Raw genomic sequence first — 20,042 nt, 5'->3', positions numbered from 1 at the left:
TTAGTTAAAAATCAATGTTTTATCGTTATTTTTTCTTACAAAAAGGTCGGTCATAACAAAAAAAATAGTATTATTGTATTGATAATGAACCTATAACCCTTTTCTATGAATTTTTAATACCTAAAAATAATGAAAAAAATTACCCCAACCCCCACGTTTTCTTTTTCAAAAATCTACTGCTCACTATTTGGTCACGACTACCTTCTTTCTAAAAATGTTACTCATCATATCAAAGAATATACTTGCTCCCATTGTGGTGAACAAGCTACCACTAATAGTAGAGGAAGATTAGAGGTGATGACTCCCAAATTAAAAGAAATTAACAACGTATTGGCTTCAGTTCATGCCAAAAAGCAAGCAAGGACAAATCCTGATACTCCATTTAAGGCAGCGTCTTAATTATTCTTTTATTGGATTCCAACCTTGAGCTTTCAATTCAATTTTTTCACCAGCTCTGGTAATTAGTCCCATACCACTTTTCTTATCTGTGATATGTCCTATGACCGTAAGATTAGGATTTGCCTTAATCTTAGGATAATCGTCCTGTTTAATTGTAAACAATAATTCATAATCTTCCCCTCCGTTGATAGCTACCGTAGTACTATCCATCTTAAACTCTTCGCATGTCGAAATAACAGTTGGATCTAATGGTATTTTTTCTTCATAAAGATGCACACCTACTTCTGACTGAGAACATAGATGAATAATTTCTGATGATAACCCATCACTTATATCAATCATACTAGTTGGCTTTACTTCCAAACTCTTCAGTAGTTCTGGAATGTCTTTTCTTGCCTCTGGTTTAAGCTGTCTTTCTATAAGGTAGGCATATTGATCCAGATCTGGTTGCGAATTAGGGTTCACTTCATATACTTTCTTTTCTCTTTCTAATACCTGAAGCCCTAAATAAGCTGCTCCTAGATCTCCTGTAACGACTAGCAAATCATTATCTTTTGCGCCATTTCGATACACTAGATCTTCTTCATTTGCATATCCAACCGCCGTTATACTAATAATCAACCCCGTTTTAGACGAAGTAGTATCCCCACCTACCACATCAATATTATATATTTTTGCTGCTGTTTCGATTCCTAAATATAACTCTTCCAAAGCTTCTAAAGGAAATCTGTTGGATACTGCAATAGATACTGTAACCTGTGTTGCAGTTGCATTCATAGCATAGATATCAGAAAGGTTTACAATAACTGCCTTATAACCTAAATGTTTTAGTGGCACATAAGATAAATCAAAATGTATTCCCTCTATCAACAAATCTGTACTTAGCACACATTTTTTATCTTTAAAATCCAAAACTGCTGCATCATCTCCAATTCCTAAAAGGGTTGTTTCATGCTTAACTTTAAAGTTTTTCGTAAGGTGACTAATTAGTCCAAACTCACCTAATTCAGACAATTTTGTTCGTGGTGTATTTTTATCTTCAATCATTCTGCAAATTTAGGCAACAAAGTATTTACTAGAAATATTATTTTGATAAATAAAACATATTTTATCTCAATAAGTAAGCTCAAAGCTTATTGCTTCATCATTGTTTATTGCCTTTAGTCTATGAAATTACTCTTTTAACCTATTCAATTTCATATATTTGAAAAAAAGTAAGTCGCTATGAAAAATTATGTAACCTTTTTCTATTCATTATTTGCGCTCTTTATTATCATAAGTTGTAATAAAGATGATGATATCAATATCCCGGTCGATGATAATGTAAGTGTTACCCCTATTCCAGATCCTGATCCAGACCCTGAACCAGATCCAGACCCGGATCCCGATCCTGTTATTAATGTTACTCCTTGTGAAAATGGAATGGCAGGCGAATACCCTTGTGAAGGATATGATTTTGTATCCAAAATATCTCTATCAACTATGGGGGGTAGTGAAGGTAGTGATAGTTGGGGATGGACCGATGCTACCACAGGAAAAGAATACGCCATAATGGGATTAGATAATGGTACTGCATTCATCGATATTTCTAAGCCAGATGAGCCTGTTTATCTAGGTAGGCTACCTAGTGCTGCTGGATCAAATTACTGGAGAGATGTAAAGGTTTATAAAGACCATGCATTTATTGTAGCCGACAATGTTGGCGATCACGGGATGCAAGTTTTTGATCTTACCAGATTACGCAATGTATCAAATCCTCCTCAAACATTTACATCTGATACCAGATACACAGAATTTGGAAGTGCTCATAACATCGTGATTAATGAAGATTCTGGATATGCATATATTGTAGGAGCCCAAAGAAATACAGGTCCCTATAACGGAGGCCCTCTTTTTGTAAATATTCAAGATCCTAAAAACCCTGTAAATGCTGGTGGTTTTTTATCTACAGGAAACAGAGCTTATACGCATGATGCCCAGGTGGTAACTTATAATGGCCCAGACATGGATTATACCGGAAAAGAAATTCTTATTGGTAGTAATGAAATAGAACTCGTTATTGCAGATGTTACTGATAAAAACAATCCTTCAACTATTGCTACCATAAATTATTCTGATGTGGGATACACACATCAAGGATGGTTTACCGAAGATAAGAAGTATTTTATATTAGGAGACGAAATTGATGAATTGAATATTGGATTTGATACGAGAACTTTGGTATTTGATTTTGAAGACTTGGACAATCCTAAACTACATATGACCTATACAGGTGCTACGGCTGCTACAGATCATAATGGTTATGTAAAAGGTGATTTTTTATATCTGGCAAATTACAATGCTGGAATTCGAGTACTTGACCTTTCTGATATTGAAAATAAAAATATTAGAGAGCTTGGCTTTCTGGATACTTATCCAACTAATAATAACGCAGGCACCAATTTTGGAGCATGGAATGTATACCCTTATTTCGAAAGTGGAAATATCATAATTAGTGATATCGATGAAGGTTTAATAATTATTCGAAAAAGTGCTACACCTTAAAAAAATAGGGTAAAAAACAATTAAAGCGTTTTATATAATAGAAACCCTCGATATATAATTATGAAAACAACCATATATGCAATTATCATATTGGCTGTATTAATTTCTGGATATAGTTGTTCTAGTGATGATGATAACAATGTAAATATTCCTATTTCTAATCCAAGTCCTTTGGTAAATTCTGCTATATGCGAAAATGGTATGGCTGGCGTATACCCGTGTAATGGATATGATTTAGTTTCAAGAATACCTTTATCAACCATGCAAGCAAGTAAAGGTAATGATAGTTGGGGATGGACAGACATTACTACCGGAAAAGAATATGTGATAATGGGATTGAATACCGGCACAGCATTTATTGATATATCTACTCCAGATGAGCCCATATATCTTGGCAAATTGCCTGTGGCAACAACAAATAGTTCATGGAGAGATATAAAAGTATACCAAGATCATGCATTTATTGTAAGTGAAGCCGATGATCATGGGATGCAAGTTTTTGACCTTACCCGATTGCGTAATGTAACAAACCCACCTCAAACATTTTCATCAGATACCAGATATATAGAATTTGGGAACGCCCATAATATTGTAATTAATGAAGATTCTGGATATGCATATATCGTAGGAGCTCAAAGAAATACAGGCCCATATAATGGTGGTCCACTCTTTATAAATATACAAGATCCTAAAAATCCTATAAATGAGGGTGGCTTTTTATCTACAGGAGCCAGAGCATATACACATGATGCTCAAGTAGTAACCTATACTGGCCCTGACATGGATTATGCAGGAAAAGAAATTTTTATCGGTAGTAACGAAATAGAAATTGTTATTGCTGATGTTACTGATAAAAGCAATCCGGTTACCATAGCTACCATAAACTATTCTGACGTAGAATATACCCACCAAGGCTGGTTTACAGAGGATATGAAATATTTTATTTTAGGAGATGAATTAGATGAACAACGTGTTGGTTTTAATACCAGAACATTAGTATTTGACTTTCAAGATCTAGACAACCCGAAACTACATATGACTTATACCGGTGCTACCGCAGCAATAGATCATAATGCTTATGTAAAAGGCAATTTCTTATATCTTTCTAATTATAGAGCTGGTATTAGAATACTCGACATTTCTGACATTGAGAATAAAAACATTAACGAAGCTGGGTTTTTTGACACCTATCCAGCAGATGATAACGCAGATTTTAATGGTGTATGGAGCGTATATCCTTATTTTGAAAGCGGAGTGATTGTAATAAGCGATACCGAAAGAGGACTTATTCTAGTGCGCAAAAGTGCTACTCCTTAGAAAGTCTCTTTTCTCGTTTTAAAATAATTTAAGGAATGGTTATCTTGTTTTTAATAACCATTCCTTAAATTATTATCGTTAATTCTTTTAAATAGAACTCCTTATATCTGAGAAACCCTTAAAGTATTTACCATTCCTTTTGCCGTTATTGGCATTGCAGCCAGATTAATTAGCATATCTCCTTGCTCTACAAAACCACGCTCTAAAGCAATTTTATTAATATCCTCTACAGTCTCATCTGTACTTACAAACTTATCATAAAAAAATGCTTTTACACCCCATAAAAGGTTAAGCTGAGATAAAATTCTTGGATTACTGGTAAACACCAAAATATGAGCATCTGGTCTCCATGCAGAAATTTGAAAAGCCGTATATCCACTATTAGTGAGCGTACATATTGCTTTGGCTTCAATCTCATTGGCCATGGTTGCTGCATGATAACAAATAGATTTTGTAATATATCTATTGGTCCGAATATGTGGAGGGTTTTGTGGTACTGTAATCAAAGAAGAAGTTTCTACGCTACGAATCACTCTTGACATAGTTTCTATAACCTGCACCGGAAACTTTCCTACAGAAGTCTCTCCTGATAACATCACTGCATCTGCACCATCCATTACAGAATTTGCTACATCATTAACCTCGGCTCTGGTAGGTGTAAGACTATCGATCATAGTCTCCATCATTTGCGTTGCTATGATAACTGGTATTCTGGCTGTTTTTGCTTTTAGCACCAATTTCTTTTGAATCAACGGCACTTCCTCGGCAGGAATTTCGACTCCAAGATCTCCTCTTGCAACCATTAATCCATCACAATACGCTACAATTTTATCAATATTCTCTACTCCTTCTGGCTTTTCGATTTTTGCAATAATCGGGATTTTCTGATCGCTATTTTTCTTTATAAGATCTTGTAATAAAATCAAATCCTCTGGGTGACGTACAAAAGATAATGCAATCCAATCAACTTCTTGTTCGCATGCAAAAATTGCGTCCTTAACATCTTTTTCGGTCAATGCAGGTAACGAAATATTTGTATTAGGAAGATTCACTCCCTTCTTAGATTTTAAAGGACCTCCCTGAATAACTTTTGCCTTAACTGTATCTTTTTTATTAGAAGAAATAACCTCAAAGATTAACTTGCCATCATCGAGTAATATTCGCTCTCCTGCTTTTACATCTTTTGGAAAAGTCTTATAATTCATAAACACTTTTTCAGAAGTACCCTCAAAAGGTTCGCCAGTTACAAAATTAATAGTATCGCCATCATTAACGATAATATCTTGTTTCATCACACCAACACGCAATTTTGGACCTTGTAAATCACCAAGTATCGCAGCATTATAGCCATATTCTTTACTTAATTCTCTGATTATTTTTACACGCTCTCGAACATCGTCATAATCTGCGTGTGAAAAATTTATCCTAAAGACGTTTACTCCTGCCTCCAACATCTGTTTTAAGATCTCCTTACTGTTGGTTGCAGGACCAAGAGTAGCCACTATTTTGGTTCTTTTACGTTTTGGCATTATTCAAATATTATATTATTCTTCGATTTAAGGTTTTGGTGATCTACCAAATACGCTGTTATAATTTGTGGTATTGCAAGTATGGTATCTAATAAAGTAACACCTGAAAAGTTAATAGTCTCTGTTTCAATTTTTAGAAAATAGTCGACATTTTTAAGCTCTGGGATCAAATAAATCGTCTTATTTGTATTCTCTATAGAAGTAAACAACCCTTGAGAAGTACTATTTTCTATTACCACATTTGTTTTAAATTTATTTCCAAAAAGACTAAATGTATTATAATGAAAATGATCTTCATATTGATACAGGGGATAACTTGCTATACCTTCCTTATATTTATAATAGATATCCTCATTTTTTCTATAAAGTCTTAATCCTAAATTTTTATTTAAGAAATAGGCTAACCTATATGAAACTAATGAACTATGAACAGCGATGAGTTCATAATCATCATCGGCAACGGTATCTAGTACTAAGCGCTGAACAGCCACTTTGATTTTTTTTCAGTATTAACGCGAAATATACAAATAAATTCACCCAACAAGTTTAATAAAATATAAAGATATTTCTACGAAAACGATTGAGTTAGTATCTTTTATCAATAACTCTTTAGATAAGATAAAATTGTGCCTGCAAAAATTGACTTCGAACCTGCTATTCTTTTATTTATAAATATTAGCTGTTCTACAAAAAGACTTATGAATTACGTGTATTTATTCTTGTCTGAAGTGCAAAATAGGCTCTTTTAGATGCTTTTTCTTCTGCTTTCTTTTTTGAAGTTGCTCTCGCCTTTGCGATTACTTTTTCATCAATCCATAGTTTTACTGCAAAATGCTTGATTTCATCTTTACCAGTATCCTCATAGACTTCGTAATTAAATACCTTTTTTTCTTTCTGACACCATTCTATCAATAAACTTTTATAGCTTATCACTTGTCCTTCAAGACTTTCGATATCTACATAAGGATCGATTACGGCTTCTTTGATAAATCGTTCACAATACACAAAACCTCGATCTAGATAAATAGCACCAATCAATGCCTCAAAAAGATTGCCATGTATATTAATTCCAAACTGCGATTTCGGAATATTAGTTTTAACCAACTCTATAAGTTTAAGGTCTTTACCTAATTCATTAAGGTGTTTTCTACTTACAACTTTAGCTCTCATTTTGGTCAAATATCCCTCATTACCCTCTGGTACCTCTTTAAATAAATGTGCTGCAATTACACTACTTAACATTGCATCACCCAGAAACTCTAATCGTTCAAAATTAATAGCATTTCCCTTTTTATCTTTTAAATTTAAAGATCTATGTGTAAATGCTTTTTCATACGGTTTAATGTTTTTGGGCTTAAATCCAAGGATTTTCTGAATTCTGGAAAAAAAATTCCCGTTCTTTTCAGAGCGGGAATTTAATATGTTGCGAATAACATTCATTATTCGTCTAGTTTTTTAAACAACACACAAGCATTGTGACCTCCGAAACCAAAAGTGTTACTCATTGCGTATTTAATTTCACGCTTTTGCGCTTTGTTTAAGGTCAAATTCAATGATGAATCTATGTTATCATCTTTAGTAGTATGATTAATAGTAGGAGGTACGATACTGTGTTCCATTGCAAGAACAGAAGCAATAGCTTCTATAGCTCCTGCAGCGCCAAGTAAGTGCCCCGTCATAGATTTTGTTGAATTTATATTAATAGCAGCGGCATGATCCCCAAAAACTTTAGTGATAGCTTTCAATTCTGCAACATCTCCTAAAGGAGTGGATGTGCCATGAGTGTTTATAGCATCTACTTGCTCTGGTTGTACGCCTGCATCTCTTAAACAATTAAGCATTACACGCTCTACACCTATTCCGTCTGGATGCGGTGCTGTCATGTGATGTGCATCACTTGACATTCCTCCTCCTACGACTTCGGCATAAATTTTAGCACCTCGTGCTTTTGCGTGTTCGTATTCTTCAAGAACAAGAGCCCCACTACCTTCTCCAAGAACGAAACCATCTCTGGTTGCATCGAATGGTCTTGAGGCAGTTTCTGGACTTTCATTTCTTGTAGAAAGTGCGTGCATAGCATTAAATCCTCCCATACCAGCAATGGTAACTGCCGCTTCACTTCCTCCTGTAATAATGACATCACAATGACCTAAACGTATATAGTTTAAGGCATCAATCATTGCATTAGCAGAAGAAGCACATGCAGAAACCGTGGTATAGTTTGGTCCCATAAAACCATTTCTAATAGAAATATGTCCTGGAGCAATATCGGCGATCATTTTCGGGATAAAGAAAGGGTTGAAACGTGGTGTTCCATTGCCATTAGCATACCCAAGTACTTCTTCCTGAAAAGTTTCTATTCCACCAATACCTGCTCCCCAGATAACACCCACTCTAAATTTATCGACCGTATCAAGATCAATGGCAGCATCTTTTATTGCTTCTTCAGAAGAAACAATAGCATACTGCGCAAATTTATCTAGCTTGCGTGCTTCTTTTCTATCAAAATAATCTGTGGGAGAATAATTTTTAACTTCGCAAGCAAATTTAGTCTTGAAATTTTCGGTATCAAAATAGGTAATAGGAGCGCAACCGCTTTTACCGGTTACTAATCCGTCCCAATATTCATTAATATTTTTACCGATTGGTGTCAATGCACCAAGCCCTGTGACTACAACTCGCTTAAGATCCATACTTTGTGGTGAAGTTATTACTTTGCGTCTTCGATATATGATATTGCTTGACCTACTGTTGCAATATTTTCAGCTTGATCGTCTGGAATTTGAATATCGAATTCTTTTTCGAATTCCATAATCAATTCTACAGTGTCTAATGAATCAGCGCCCAAATCGTTTGTGAAACTCGCTTCATTAACAACTTCGTTTTCGTCTACGCCTAATTTGTCAACGATTATCGCTTTTACTCTTGATGCAATGTCTGACATAATGTTTAATTTTAATTTTTAAATTAGGTGGCAAAAATAAAAAACTTTATTTTAAAACCCCACAATCCCATAAAAATGTATTTGTATTTTATCAAATATAGCGAAGTATTGCCTTTTTGCTACCTAAAAATGAATAATAATTGTTTTTTTTGTGCTCTCTAATTTAACATTCAACGTGCTATGAAACGTATTGTAATTTTTGCTTCCGGCTCTGGTACCAATGCCGAAAATATAATCAAGTACTTCCATGAGCGAAAAATTGCCGAGGTTACACATGTGTTCTCTAACAACCTGCGTGCCAAAGTCTTAAAACGAGCTTATGACCTAAAAGTAAAGGCCTTACACTTTGACAAAACGTCATTTTATGACACAAATGAAGTCCTAAATATTTTAAAAGACGCTCAACCCGATGTGATTGTACTTGCTGGATTCCTTTGGATATTTCCAAAAAAAATCATTGATTACTTTCCTAATAAGGTCATTAATGTTCATCCGGCATTATTACCAAAATATGGAGGAAAAGGCATGTATGGACACCATGTTCATGAAGCAGTAGTCAAAAATAAAGAGAAAGAAAGTGGAATTACCATTCATTATGTAAACGAACATTATGATGAAGGAGCTATCATTTTTCAGGCTAAAACTTCTATTTCAGAAGAAGATTCTGCAGAAGATGTTGCAAAAGCAATTCATCAATTAGAATATAAGCATTTTCCTATCGTTATAGAAGAGTTATTATTTCCGATAGAAAAAAATGCCGAAAAATAAATATAAAAGAATACCTTATTAAGGATATACTAATGGCGTTCGAGCGGGCTATTCGTTACAGTTTCTCCCACGTGCAAGGCGTGGTGAGGGATTTGAACTATAAATGCTATGCATTCACGATTTCTTAAAACAACTGAAATCAATGAGTAATCCCTAACGCAAAAAACTACCTACTACAAAAAAGTACCGATTAACCACCAATTAACCTATTATGGCAAAAAAAGAAAAGTTTTATGTAGTATGGGAAGGCCATCGGCCAGGAATTTATACAAAATGGAGTGACTGCCTGGCAGCAACAAAAGGGTATTCTGGAGCTAAATACAAATCCTTTGAGTCCTTTGACCTTGCCAAAAAAGCTTCTAAGGGAGACTATGAAGATTATAAAGGAAAAAGCAAGCCAAAAAAAACACTAACTCCAGAACAATTAGAAAAAATCGGCGAACCTAATCTCTACTCTATTGCTGTAGATGCAGCTTCTAGCGGTAATCCCGGAAAAATGGAATATCGTGGAGTCGATACACAAACAGAAAAACAATTGTTTCATCAAGGACCATTCGATCAAGGCACTAATAATATAGGAGAGTTTTTGGCATTGGTTCATGGTTTGGCGTATCTCAAAAAAATCAACAGTGATCGTATCATTTATTCTGACTCGAAGATCGCCATAGGTTGGGTAAAACAAAAAACGTGCAAAACGAATCTAAAAAGATCTGCAAGAAACGCTACTATGTTCGAACTTGTAGATCGAGCCATACATTGGCTTAAAACAAACACCTATAGCACCCAAATAGTAAAATGGGAAACCAAAGCTTGGGGTGAAATCCCTGCAGATTTTGGAAGGAAATAAAACGATTTTAATCATCATTTATGAAAACAACCTTTACACTATTAATTTTATTTATAAGTCTTAATTTCTACGCTCAAAAAACTGTCACGTATACAGTTTCAAAAATAAACAAGAATACCGTTCCAATGCTTAAAATAGCGGCATCATTTCCTGTTACAACCACTGGCAACACAACTCTCTTGCATTATCCCAATCAGCATTGGGGAGAAAACAATTTACATAATTGCATTACCAGCCTTACTTCTTTGACCGAAAATACAAAAATTGAATTTTTAGAGAACAAGGATTCCATCATTATACATCATGACAAAGGATTAAAAAGCATCGAACTTGAATATTATATTAAACAGGATAAAGGAAAAGAACTTGATCACAATAATTTTTTTAGACCAGTAATACAATCAAATTATTTTCACCTATTCTCTCATAATTTATTCATGACTCCTTTTTCTATAATTCCGGGAGTCACTTATGACATTCAATTGATCTGGAAAGATTTTCCTAAAAACTATACCATTCACAATAGTTTTGGCAGTAATCAACTCAAACAAAAACTTACCAATATAAAATTAGAAGACTTCAAACAAGCAGTTTTTGTTGGGGGAGATTACATAATATCTTCATTTAAAATAAAAGAAAATCTTGTATATTTTGCCACCAGAGGAGAATGGATACCCTTTAACCAAACTGAAATTATTAATCTTTTTACAAAAACTGTTGAAAGCCAAAGGAACTTCTGGAATGATCACTCACAAAAATATTATACAGTTGTATTATCACCTATAAACAATGTCAAGAGTGTAATATTTACAGGAACAGGGCTTACCAACTCTTTTGACGCTATACTTAGCAACAATGAACACACTAGCAAAAAGTATTTAACCTATCTTTTTAATCATGAATTATTACACAATTGGACTGGATTAAAAATAAAAAACGACAACGAAGAACAACAATACTGGTTTAGTGAAGGGTTTACAGAATACTACACGTACAAACTGATAGCAACAAATAATATCAATAATAATGATGAAGAATACTTTTTAAAGAAGATTAATGCCGCCATCAAGGAATTGTCAAATTCTAAATTAAAAAATGTTCAAAACAAAGAAATTACTTATAGAAATTATTGGAGCACTCCCGGGTATGATAGGATTCCATATTTAAGAGGGGCTTTATTTGCTTTTTATTTAGATCAAAAAATACACAAAATGTCTAACAAGAAATATGGTCTAGATACTATTATGAGAACTATACTAAAAGATGCGACCACAAAAGGGCAAAAATTAACGCATGATTACTTTATTAAAACAGTTAATTATTACTTACAAAATGATATTACTCCCGTTTTTAATAATTTTATAGAAAAAGGAGAAATGATTCCTTTTGAAACCTTTTTCAAAGAACACGGTCTCCAATTTACTAGTACCTCAACAGCAATGGACATTGGTTTTACATATGGAAATGATCAAAAAATTACTTCCATACCGCAAACATCCAAAGCATATATTGCAGGGCTTAGAGAAAAAGATTCTATTCTTGGCGCTCGTGTATATAAGGATACCACAAAATTATCAACAATAGAAATAGCACGACAAGGAAAAAAACATAATTTCAGTTTTCATACTAGCTCAAAAAAAATCAAACTTCCTCAGCTTAAAATAAATGCAGAAAACAAAGAAAATCTTTTATTAGACTAATCAAAACACACTATATATTTAAGCATTTATCTAAAAATCAACATTTTTCATGTAATGCTGTACTTCTTTTTTCTACTAAACTTTTGAGTTTAAGAAAATGAACTAGAAATATAACAATGCATGAAAATACTGCTTTACATATATATCCTTATTCCTATTCTAAGCTTTGGTCAGCCAGAATGGAAATTAACAAAGGATAAAGAAGGAATTAAAATATGGACAAGAGCCATTAAAGACACTCCTTATAAAGAGTACAAAGCAGTGACTCATGCCAAAACAAATTTAAAATCGGTAACCCACGAATTATTAAATGCTCCTTTATATATGAAAAACTGCAAAGAAGGAGTAAGCCATTTGGTAAAAGTAAACCCTGATGGACACTATTTTTTTTATGTAAAGAATAAATTTCCGTGGCCGGTAAAAGATAGAGACGTAGTTTCTAAGTTAAGAGTTCAAAAAATCTCTGATGACACAATCAAATTACATATTAATGCTGCTCCAGAAGAAATACCTTTAGAAAGAAATACACTTAGGATTCGTGAATTATCAGGGTATTGGCTTCTCGAGGAGCAAGGAAGTGAGGTAAAAATAACTCAACAACTCTACATTAATCCAGAAGGATCACTACCGCCTTTTATCACAAATTCACTATTAATCACAGGGCCATTCAAAACATTTACTGCTCTTAAAGAGGAGTTAGAAAATAAAGATTCTTGAAAGAGATTTTAGAAGACTTTATTTTTGATGAATTTACTTGAAAGTAAAGCGTATATTTGCAAAAAAATGCTGGTTATATGAGTAAATTACTTATTGTTGGTTCTATGGCTTTCGATGCTATTGAGACTCCTTTTGGTAAAACCGACAAAATTTTAGGAGGTGCAGCCCCTTATATTGCGCTTTCTGCATCAAATTTTAATATCACCTCTGCAATTGTATCTGTAGTAGGAGAAGACTTTCCTTTGGATTATCTAGCGATGCTTCGTGAAAAAAACATCAACACTTCTTCAATAGAAATTGTAAAAGGTGGTAAAACTTTTTTCTGGAGCGGTAGATATCATAATGATTTAAACTCGAGAGATACTTTAGAAACTCAACTTAATGTATTGGCAGATTTCAACCCTGTTGTTCCCGAAGCTTATAAAAATTCAGAAATAGTAGTCTTGGGCAACCTTCATCCCATGGTGCAGCTATCTGTAATAGAGCAAATGGAAACCCAACCAAAATTAACCATTCTGGATACCATGAATTTTTGGATGGATAATGCGCTGGAAGATTTACATAAAGTAATTGCCAAGGTAGATGTTATTACTATTAATGATGAAGAAGCAAGACAATTAAGTGGTGAATACTCATTGGTAAAAGCAGCCAGAATAATTGCAAACATGGGACCCAAATATGTGGTGATTAAGAAAGGAGAACACGGAGCTTTGTTATTTCATGAAGAACAAGTTTTCTTTGCCCCAGCACTACCCCTAGAAGAAGTATTTGATCCTACTGGTGCAGGAGATACCTTTGCAGGTGGTTTTGCCGGTTATCTTACTAAAACAGAAGATCTTTCGTTCGAGAATTTGAAAAAAGCAATTATTCATGCTTCGAATTTAGCTTCGTTTTGTGTAGAAAAATTTGGGACAGAACGAATGGAACACCTAAATCGTGATGAAGTTCAAAAAAGGCTTCAGCAATTTAAAGAACTAACACAATTTGAAATAGAATTGTCATAATAAAAACATCTTATATGCTAGCATATAAGAAAAACAACACAACAACAACTAGATTTTTGGAATACAATGAGTGATGCTTTAAAACACGAATGCGGTATAGCATTCATCAGACTTTTAAAACCATTAGAATATTACAAGGAGAAATATGGGAGTGCATTTTATGGTGTTCATAAAATGTATCTTATGATGGAAAAACAGCATAACCGTGGTCAGGATGGTGCAGGTTTTGCCAGCATCAAATTAGATACCGCACCGGGAGAACGATACATAAGTAGAGTTCGATCCAGTGAGCCTCAGCCCATACAACATATTTTTTCTCAAATTAATGATCGCATTAATAACGAGCTTGAAAATCATCCAGAATACGCAAAAGATGTCGACCTACAAAAAAGAAACATCCCTTATATAGGCGAAGTTTTTCTAGGGCACGTTCGTTATGGTACTTTTGGTAAAAACAGTGTAGAAAGTGTTCATCCATTTTTAAGACAAAACAACTGGATGCACCGTAATCTTATTGTTGCCGGTAATTTCAATATGACCAACAACAATGTATTGTTTGATAACCTAGTAAGATTAGGTCAGCATCCCAAAGATCGAGTTGACACCATAACCGTAATGGAAAAAATAGGTCATTTTCTAGATTCTGAAGTGGCCAAACTATATAAAAAATTAAAGAAAGAAGGATTTAATAAGAATGCTGCTTCACCACAAATTGCAGAGCGATTAAACGTTGCCAAAATTCTTAAAAAATCTTCTCGTGATTGGGATGGTGGTTATGCAATGGCTGGAATGTTTGGACACGGAGACGCATTTGTTTTAAGAGATCCTGCGGGGATACGACCAGCGTATTATTATCAAGATGATGAAGTAGTCGTTGTTGCTTCAGAAAGACCGGTAATTCAAACCGTATTCAATGTAGGTTTTGATGATGTTCAAGAATTGGATCCAGGAAAAGCAATTATCATTAAAAAAGATGGAAACACCTCGATTAACAAAATTATTGATCCATTAGAACGAAAAGCCTGTTCTTTTGAACGTATTTATTTTTCTAGAGGAAGTGATGCAGAAATATATAAAGAGAGGAAAAAATTAGGGAAACTTATCATGCCTCAGGTACTAGAAGAGATTAATCACGATACCGTTAATAGTGTTTTCTCGTTTATTCCTAATACTGCAGAAACTTCATTCTATGGTATGGTAGAAGCTGCTCAAGATGAATTAAACAAGCAAAAAAACGAAACCATACTTGCTGAAAAAGATTCTTTAACAGATGAACGTCTGGCAGAAATTCTTTCGCATAAGCTAAGAACAGAAAAAATAGCAATCAAGGATGCTAAACTTCGAACTTTTATTACAGAAGATAGCAGCAGAGACGATCTGGTTGCTCACGTATATGATGTAACTTATGGCGTGGTAAAACCTGACGATAATTTGGTTATTATAGATGATAGTATTGTTAGAGGAACTACTCTTAAAAAAAGTATCATCAAAATGATGGATCGTTTAAAACCAAAGAAAATAATTATTGTTTCTTCTGCACCACAAATACGCTATCCTGATTGCTACGGAATAGATATGGCAAGATTAGAGGGACTTGTAGCTTTTCAAGCTGCTTTAGAACTTTTAAAAGAAAATGGAAATTATGACCTTGTTGACCAAGTTTATGAAAAATGCAAAGCTCAAGTAGATTTAGAAGATTCTGAAGTGCAAAACTTTGTAAAAGAAATTTATGATGGATTTTCTGATCAGGAGGTAAGTGACAAAATATCAGAACTATTAAGTGACTCATCTGTAAATGCTGATGTAAAGATAATTTATCAAACGGTTGACAATCTACATAAAGCTTGCCCAAAAAATCTTGGAGATTGGTATTTCACAGGTGACTATCCTACCGTAGGAGGTAATAGGGTTGTAAATAAGGCATTTATAAACTTTTACGAAGGAAAAGACGAAAGAGCATACTAAAAACGAAAAAATTTATCGTAAAAAAAGGTTAATTTGTGTATTTCAACAAGTATTTTGACCTTTTATCTAAAACATTTTTTCTCTATGAAATATCGCTCTATATTAGCAGAGCCATAGCATAAGTAGGTTAAGTTCATGGTAGATTTGGGGCAAAAAAAGGTGGACTTTCCACCTTTTTTTATTTTATACCATTTTTTATTAGAAAAGAAATGATATTAAAAAGAGCCATGTTCTTAACATGGCTCTTTTTAATATTATAATGTATTAGGATTATTTTCCTTGAGCATATCTGCTAGAAACCTCATTCCAGTCTATTACATTAAAAAATGCAGAAACATAATCTGGGCGACGATTTTGATAATTTAAATAATATGCATGCTCCCAAACATCTAATGCAAGAATAGGAGTTCCTCCACAACCTACACCAGGCATTAATGGATTATCTTGATTAGGAGTAGAACAAACTTCTACCTTTCCTCCTGGCTGTACACATAACCAAGCCCATCCAGAACCAAATCTGGTACCTGCGGCGGTAGAAAATGCTTCTTTAAATGCCTCAAAAGAACCATAAGCTGCATTAATTGCATCTGCCAATTCTCCAGAAGGTTTCCCTCCTCCGTTTGGAGACATCACTTCCCAGAACAAATTGTGATTAAAAAACCCGCCTCCATTATTTCTAACTGCATTATTCGACATATCCATATTGATCAGGATATTATCGATCGTTTTTCCTTCAAGATCTGTTCCCGCAATAGCAGCATTTAATTTACTTGTATATCCAGCATGATGTTTATCATGGTGTATTTCCATGGTACGAGCATCTATATGAGGTTCTAACGCATCAAAAGCGTAGTTTAATTTTGGTAATTCGAATGACATATGTTACTATTTTTAATGAATAAAAAGTGAATCCAAATTTAATAATTAGAGTGATGAATAAAAATTTATAATTGTTATAAATTAACTAAACACTGATAATCAACAACTTTACAACAACAATTATCAATTCTATCGATATCATTTACCCTCTACCAACTATATCATACTCATAAACACTTCGAACCTTAATACGAAAAGCGCTGGTTTTAGTACTTTAGTAAAAAATAAAGAATTGAACCCTACCACTCCTTTTACCATTTATAATGCGGCAGCAGGTGCAGGCAAAACATACACCCTTGTAAAAGCTTATTTAATCACACTGCTTAATGGAGATTTTAAAGATAGTTACAAAAATATTCTGGCACTAACTTTTACCAACAAAGCAGTAGCCGAAATGAAAATACGGGTTTTAGAAAACCTTGTTGCCATTAGTGCTCCTATTACTCCTTTACCACATCAGGATCTATTTAACGAATTAATAGCAGCAACAAATTATACAGAAAAAGAACTTAAACAAAAAGCAAATAGAATCCTAAAAAGCATTCTTCATAACTATGCATCTTTTGATATTGTTACGATCGATACTTTTACTCATCGAGTCATACGAACCTTTGCGCATGACCTCGAAATCCCAATGAATTTTGAGATTGATATGGATACCGATGCATTAATAGAAGAAGCTGTAGATGCTGTCATTTCAAAAATTGGTATCGACAAAGAGTTAACACGTTTAATTATCGATTTTGCCGTAAGCAAACTTAATGAAGATAAAAGTTGGGACATCACTATAGAACTCAATAAAGTTGCTCGTTTATTATTTAGTGAAAATGATCGAAAATACATACATCACCTTTTACCAAAAAGTAATACTGATTTTGAAGACCTTAAAACCCAGCTTTATCAAAAAATAAAATTAGCAAAAGAAAATGTGGTTTTACATGCAAATAACGCCTTACAACTAATTAAAAACAAGGGGGTGGCATTTACAGATTTTACTCGTAGTTCGATCCCTAATCACTTCGACAAACTAGCAAAAGGAGACTTTAAAGTTGATTTTAAAGCCGCTTGGAAACAAAATATACGAGAGGCCACCTTTTATACAACTAAATTAGAAGATCATAAAAAAGGCCTAATCGATACCATTAGACCAGAAATAGAATATGCTTTTCAAGAAACCAAGAATGCATTAATTCAAATCACATTTTTTGAAAACATTATTAAAAACATAACCCCTCTTTCAATTCTTAACGCAATTAACAAAGAGCTGATAACCATTAAGAAAGAAAGAAAAGTTCTATTAATATCAGAATTTAACAATATCATAAGTACCGCTATCAAAGGGCAACCTGCCCCTTTTATATACGAACGACTTGGGGAACGCTACCGGGATTATTTTATTGATGAGTTTCAAGATACTTCAGAAATGCAATGGCAAAACCTAGTTCCTTTAATAGACAATGCACTTGCTACCGAAACATTAAGTGGCAAAAGAGGACAGCTTACTATAGTAGGAGATGCAAAACAAGCAATCTATAGGTGGCGAGGCGGAAAAGCAGAACAGTTTATAGAATTGTCATCAGATATCAACCCCTTTTCTACACAAGAAAAACAAGTACTCAACTTACCCAAAAACTATAGAAGTCATGAAGAAATAATCAAATTTAATAATAATTTGTTTTCTTTTTTGTCCAATGATTTTAGTAACCTAAAACATCAGGAACTTTATTTAGCAGGCAATAAACAAGAAGTTAATTCTAAAAAAGGAGGATATGTAGATATCTCTTTTATAGAAGCCAAAAATGCGGCTCAGGAAAACGACATGTATCCACAAAAAGTATATGAAACAATCCTTGAGCTAAATGAAAAAGGCTATCAGCATAATGAAATATGCATTATTATAAGAAAACAAAAAGAAGGAGCCCTGATTGCAGATTTCCTAACTCAAAAAGGAATTTCAATTATTTCTTCTGAAACACTATTAATAAGTAAAGCTCCTGAGGTAAATTTCATAATAGATCTTCTTACGTGGCACATTCAGCAAGATCACTTACAATCAAAAATAAATGTTTTAAATTTTTTGGCTGAGAAATATCAAGTACCAGATAAACACTCTTTTTTTAGCAAACTCATAAACAATGGCACAAAAGACTTTTATGAAGTATTAAAAAGTTTTGAGATTGATTTTAGTTTTACCCTATTAGCCACTAAACCACTTTATGACGCAGTGGCATACTGTATTCGAGCCTTTTGTTTTTCGAATTATAACTCAGCACATCTACAATTTTTTTTGGACACCGTTTTTACTTTTGCTCAAAAACATATGGAAGGGATCCCAGGTTTTTTATCTTATTGGCAGACAAAAAAAGATTCTCTAAGCATTATCGCTCCAAAAACAAAACTTGCAGTTCAAATAATGACAATACACAAAGCAAAAGGATTAGAGTTTCCATGTGTAATTTATCCCTATGCCAATATTGATATCTATGAAGAAATAGAACCAAAAACATGGATTGAAGTCGATAAAGATCAATATAATGGTTTTGGAGAACTACTAATTAACTATAATAAGAAGATATCTGACTATGGTACAGATGCCGAAAAAATTGTTGTTGATCGACAATCTCAATTAGAACTTGACACCTTTAATTTACTATATGTAGTTTTTACCAGAGCAAGAGAGCAACTATATGTAATTTCTAATTTAAAAATAAACTATAAAGGCGAAAGCAACCCTAACACTTTTTCTGGAAAACTAATTAATTATTTAAAACACTTAGGAGTTTGGGAGACTCAAAACAAATACACTTTTGGTAGCCCATTAAAACCAAGTAACAATACAATTAAAGAAAATAATACTTTAAAAACCATCTCTTTATCCAAATCAACACAAAACACACAGCCGTATAAAGTATTTATTGTAACCAATGCGGGCAAATTATGGGATACAGAACAACAATATGCAATAGAAAAAGGGAATCTAATTCATGAATTAATGGCTTCAGTTTATGTACATGATGATATCCAAACAGTTTTGGATGAAGCCTATTTAATGGGTAAAATCACTTTTCCAGAAAAAGAAATACTACATAAAGAACTGATAAAAGTAGTTGAGCACCCAGAGCTTTCACCATATTTTTCTGACGACAGCACTATTTTTAATGAACGTGAAATATTTTCTAATGGTAAATCCTTTAGACCAGATCGTATAATAATTGACCCTAATAACATTGCGTCTATTATAGATTACAAAACAGGAAGTTACGATCCATACCATCGCAAACAACTAGAAGAATACACATATCTTTTAGAAACAACAGGTTATATTGTAAGAGACAGAATTCTAGTATATTTCAATAAAGATATCAAGATAAAACGTGTATAAATAACCTTCATATTTACTAATTACTAAAAAAATTTAAGGATTAAAGG

17 protein-coding genes are annotated in these 20,042 nt (G+C 33.5%); 10 read left to right on the top strand and 7 right to left on the bottom strand.

Annotated elements, in window-relative coordinates:
* Window positions 1-129 precede the first annotated feature (129 nt).
* Window positions 130-399 (top strand): DUF1660 family phage protein, encoded by a 270-nt coding sequence (locus ABW636_RS03380; protein WP_367588543.1) that lies wholly within the window; start codon window positions 130-132, stop codon window positions 397-399.
* On the opposite strand, the gene thiL is transcribed toward ABW636_RS03380, so the two are convergent.
* Entirely contained in the window at window positions 400-1,446 is a 1,047-nt protein-coding gene (gene thiL / locus ABW636_RS03375) for a thiamine-phosphate kinase (RefSeq protein ID WP_367588542.1), read from the bottom strand.
* Between the two features lie 177 nt (window positions 1,447-1,623).
* On the opposite strand from thiL, the gene ABW636_RS03370 reads away from it, so the two are divergent.
* Both ABW636_RS03370 and ABW636_RS03365 read left to right on the top strand, forming a co-directional pair.
* Window positions 1,624-2,943 carry a choice-of-anchor B family protein gene (locus ABW636_RS03370; RefSeq protein ID WP_367588541.1) on the top strand — a complete coding sequence of 440 codons (1,320 nt, stop codon included), beginning with the start codon at window positions 1,624-1,626 and terminating at the stop codon, window positions 2,941-2,943.
* Between the two features lie 60 nt (window positions 2,944-3,003).
* Window positions 3,004-4,260 carry a choice-of-anchor B family protein gene (locus ABW636_RS03365; protein ID WP_367588540.1) on the top strand — a complete coding sequence of 419 codons (1,257 nt, stop codon included), beginning with the start codon at window positions 3,004-3,006 and terminating at the stop codon, window positions 4,258-4,260.
* A gap of 101 nt (window positions 4,261-4,361) precedes the next feature.
* Here the strand turns inward: ABW636_RS03365 and pyk are convergent, their stop codons facing one another.
* The 5 genes from pyk to ABW636_RS03340 all read right to left on the bottom strand — a co-directional run bounded on the left by pyk (window position 4,362) and on the right by ABW636_RS03340 (window position 8,733).
* Window positions 4,362-5,789 (bottom strand): pyruvate kinase, encoded by a 1,428-nt coding sequence (gene pyk / locus ABW636_RS03360; RefSeq protein WP_367588539.1) that lies wholly within the window; start codon window positions 5,787-5,789, stop codon window positions 4,362-4,364.
* Window positions 5,789-6,280 (bottom strand): IPExxxVDY family protein, encoded by a 492-nt coding sequence (locus tag ABW636_RS03355; RefSeq protein ID WP_367588538.1) that lies wholly within the window; start codon window positions 6,278-6,280, stop codon window positions 5,789-5,791. Before ABW636_RS03355 ends, pyk begins: the two co-directional genes overlap by 1 nt.
* A 205-nt stretch (window positions 6,281-6,485) precedes the next feature.
* Window positions 6,486-7,229: a ribonuclease III gene (gene rnc, locus ABW636_RS03350; protein ID WP_367588537.1), complete on the bottom strand. Its 744-nt coding sequence runs from the start codon at window positions 7,227-7,229 to the stop codon at window positions 6,486-6,488.
* Window positions 7,229-8,482 (bottom strand): beta-ketoacyl-ACP synthase II, encoded by a 1,254-nt coding sequence (gene fabF / locus ABW636_RS03345; protein ID WP_367588536.1) that lies wholly within the window; start codon window positions 8,480-8,482, stop codon window positions 7,229-7,231. Before fabF ends, rnc begins: the two co-directional genes overlap by 1 nt.
* 17 nt (window positions 8,483-8,499) lie before the next feature.
* Window positions 8,500-8,733 carry an acyl carrier protein gene (locus tag ABW636_RS03340; protein ID WP_024768509.1) on the bottom strand — a complete coding sequence of 78 codons (234 nt, stop codon included), beginning with the start codon at window positions 8,731-8,733 and terminating at the stop codon, window positions 8,500-8,502.
* Between the two features lie 180 nt (window positions 8,734-8,913).
* On the opposite strand from ABW636_RS03340, the gene purN reads away from it, so the two are divergent.
* The 6 genes from purN (at window position 8,914) to ABW636_RS03310 (ending at window position 15,734) form a co-directional block, all read left to right on the top strand.
* The gene (gene purN / locus ABW636_RS03335) at window positions 8,914-9,501 is read left to right on the top strand and encodes a phosphoribosylglycinamide formyltransferase (RefSeq protein WP_367588535.1); all 588 of its coding nucleotides are present in this window, start codon (window positions 8,914-8,916) and stop codon (window positions 9,499-9,501) included.
* A 211-nt stretch (window positions 9,502-9,712) separates the two neighbouring features.
* Window positions 9,713-10,348 (top strand): ribonuclease H1 domain-containing protein, encoded by a 636-nt coding sequence (locus ABW636_RS03330; RefSeq protein WP_367588534.1) that lies wholly within the window; start codon window positions 9,713-9,715, stop codon window positions 10,346-10,348.
* Between the two features lie 20 nt (window positions 10,349-10,368).
* Window positions 10,369-12,048 (top strand): M1 family aminopeptidase, encoded by a 1,680-nt coding sequence (locus tag ABW636_RS03325; RefSeq protein ID WP_367588533.1) that lies wholly within the window; start codon window positions 10,369-10,371, stop codon window positions 12,046-12,048.
* 120 nt (window positions 12,049-12,168) lie between these two features.
* Window positions 12,169-12,765, top strand: coding sequence for an START domain-containing protein (locus ABW636_RS03320; RefSeq protein WP_367588532.1), 597 nt, complete (start codon window positions 12,169-12,171; stop codon window positions 12,763-12,765).
* 77 nt (window positions 12,766-12,842) lie between these two features.
* Entirely contained in the window at window positions 12,843-13,769 is a 927-nt protein-coding gene (locus ABW636_RS03315; protein ID WP_367588531.1) for a PfkB family carbohydrate kinase, read from the top strand.
* Window positions 13,770-13,835: 66 nt separating this feature from the next.
* Entirely contained in the window at window positions 13,836-15,734 is a 1,899-nt protein-coding gene (locus ABW636_RS03310; RefSeq protein ID WP_367588530.1) for an amidophosphoribosyltransferase, read from the top strand.
* A 270-nt stretch (window positions 15,735-16,004) separates the two neighbouring features.
* On the opposite strand, the gene ABW636_RS03305 is transcribed toward ABW636_RS03310, so the two are convergent.
* Window positions 16,005-16,613, bottom strand: coding sequence for a superoxide dismutase (locus ABW636_RS03305; protein ID WP_367588529.1), 609 nt, complete (start codon window positions 16,611-16,613; stop codon window positions 16,005-16,007).
* A gap of 232 nt (window positions 16,614-16,845) precedes the next feature.
* Between ABW636_RS03305 and ABW636_RS03300 the strand changes: the two genes are divergently transcribed.
* The gene (locus tag ABW636_RS03300; RefSeq protein WP_367588528.1) at window positions 16,846-19,995 is read left to right on the top strand and encodes a UvrD-helicase domain-containing protein; all 3,150 of its coding nucleotides are present in this window, start codon (window positions 16,846-16,848) and stop codon (window positions 19,993-19,995) included.
* Window positions 19,996-20,042 lie beyond the last annotated feature (47 nt).

It is taken from the genome of Aquimarina discodermiae (assembly GCF_040786235.1).
Classification (GTDB): domain Bacteria; phylum Bacteroidota; class Bacteroidia; order Flavobacteriales; family Flavobacteriaceae; genus Aquimarina.
Note: the sequence above shows the minus strand (reverse complement) of the source record. Positions and strands in the feature narration are given on the sequence as shown.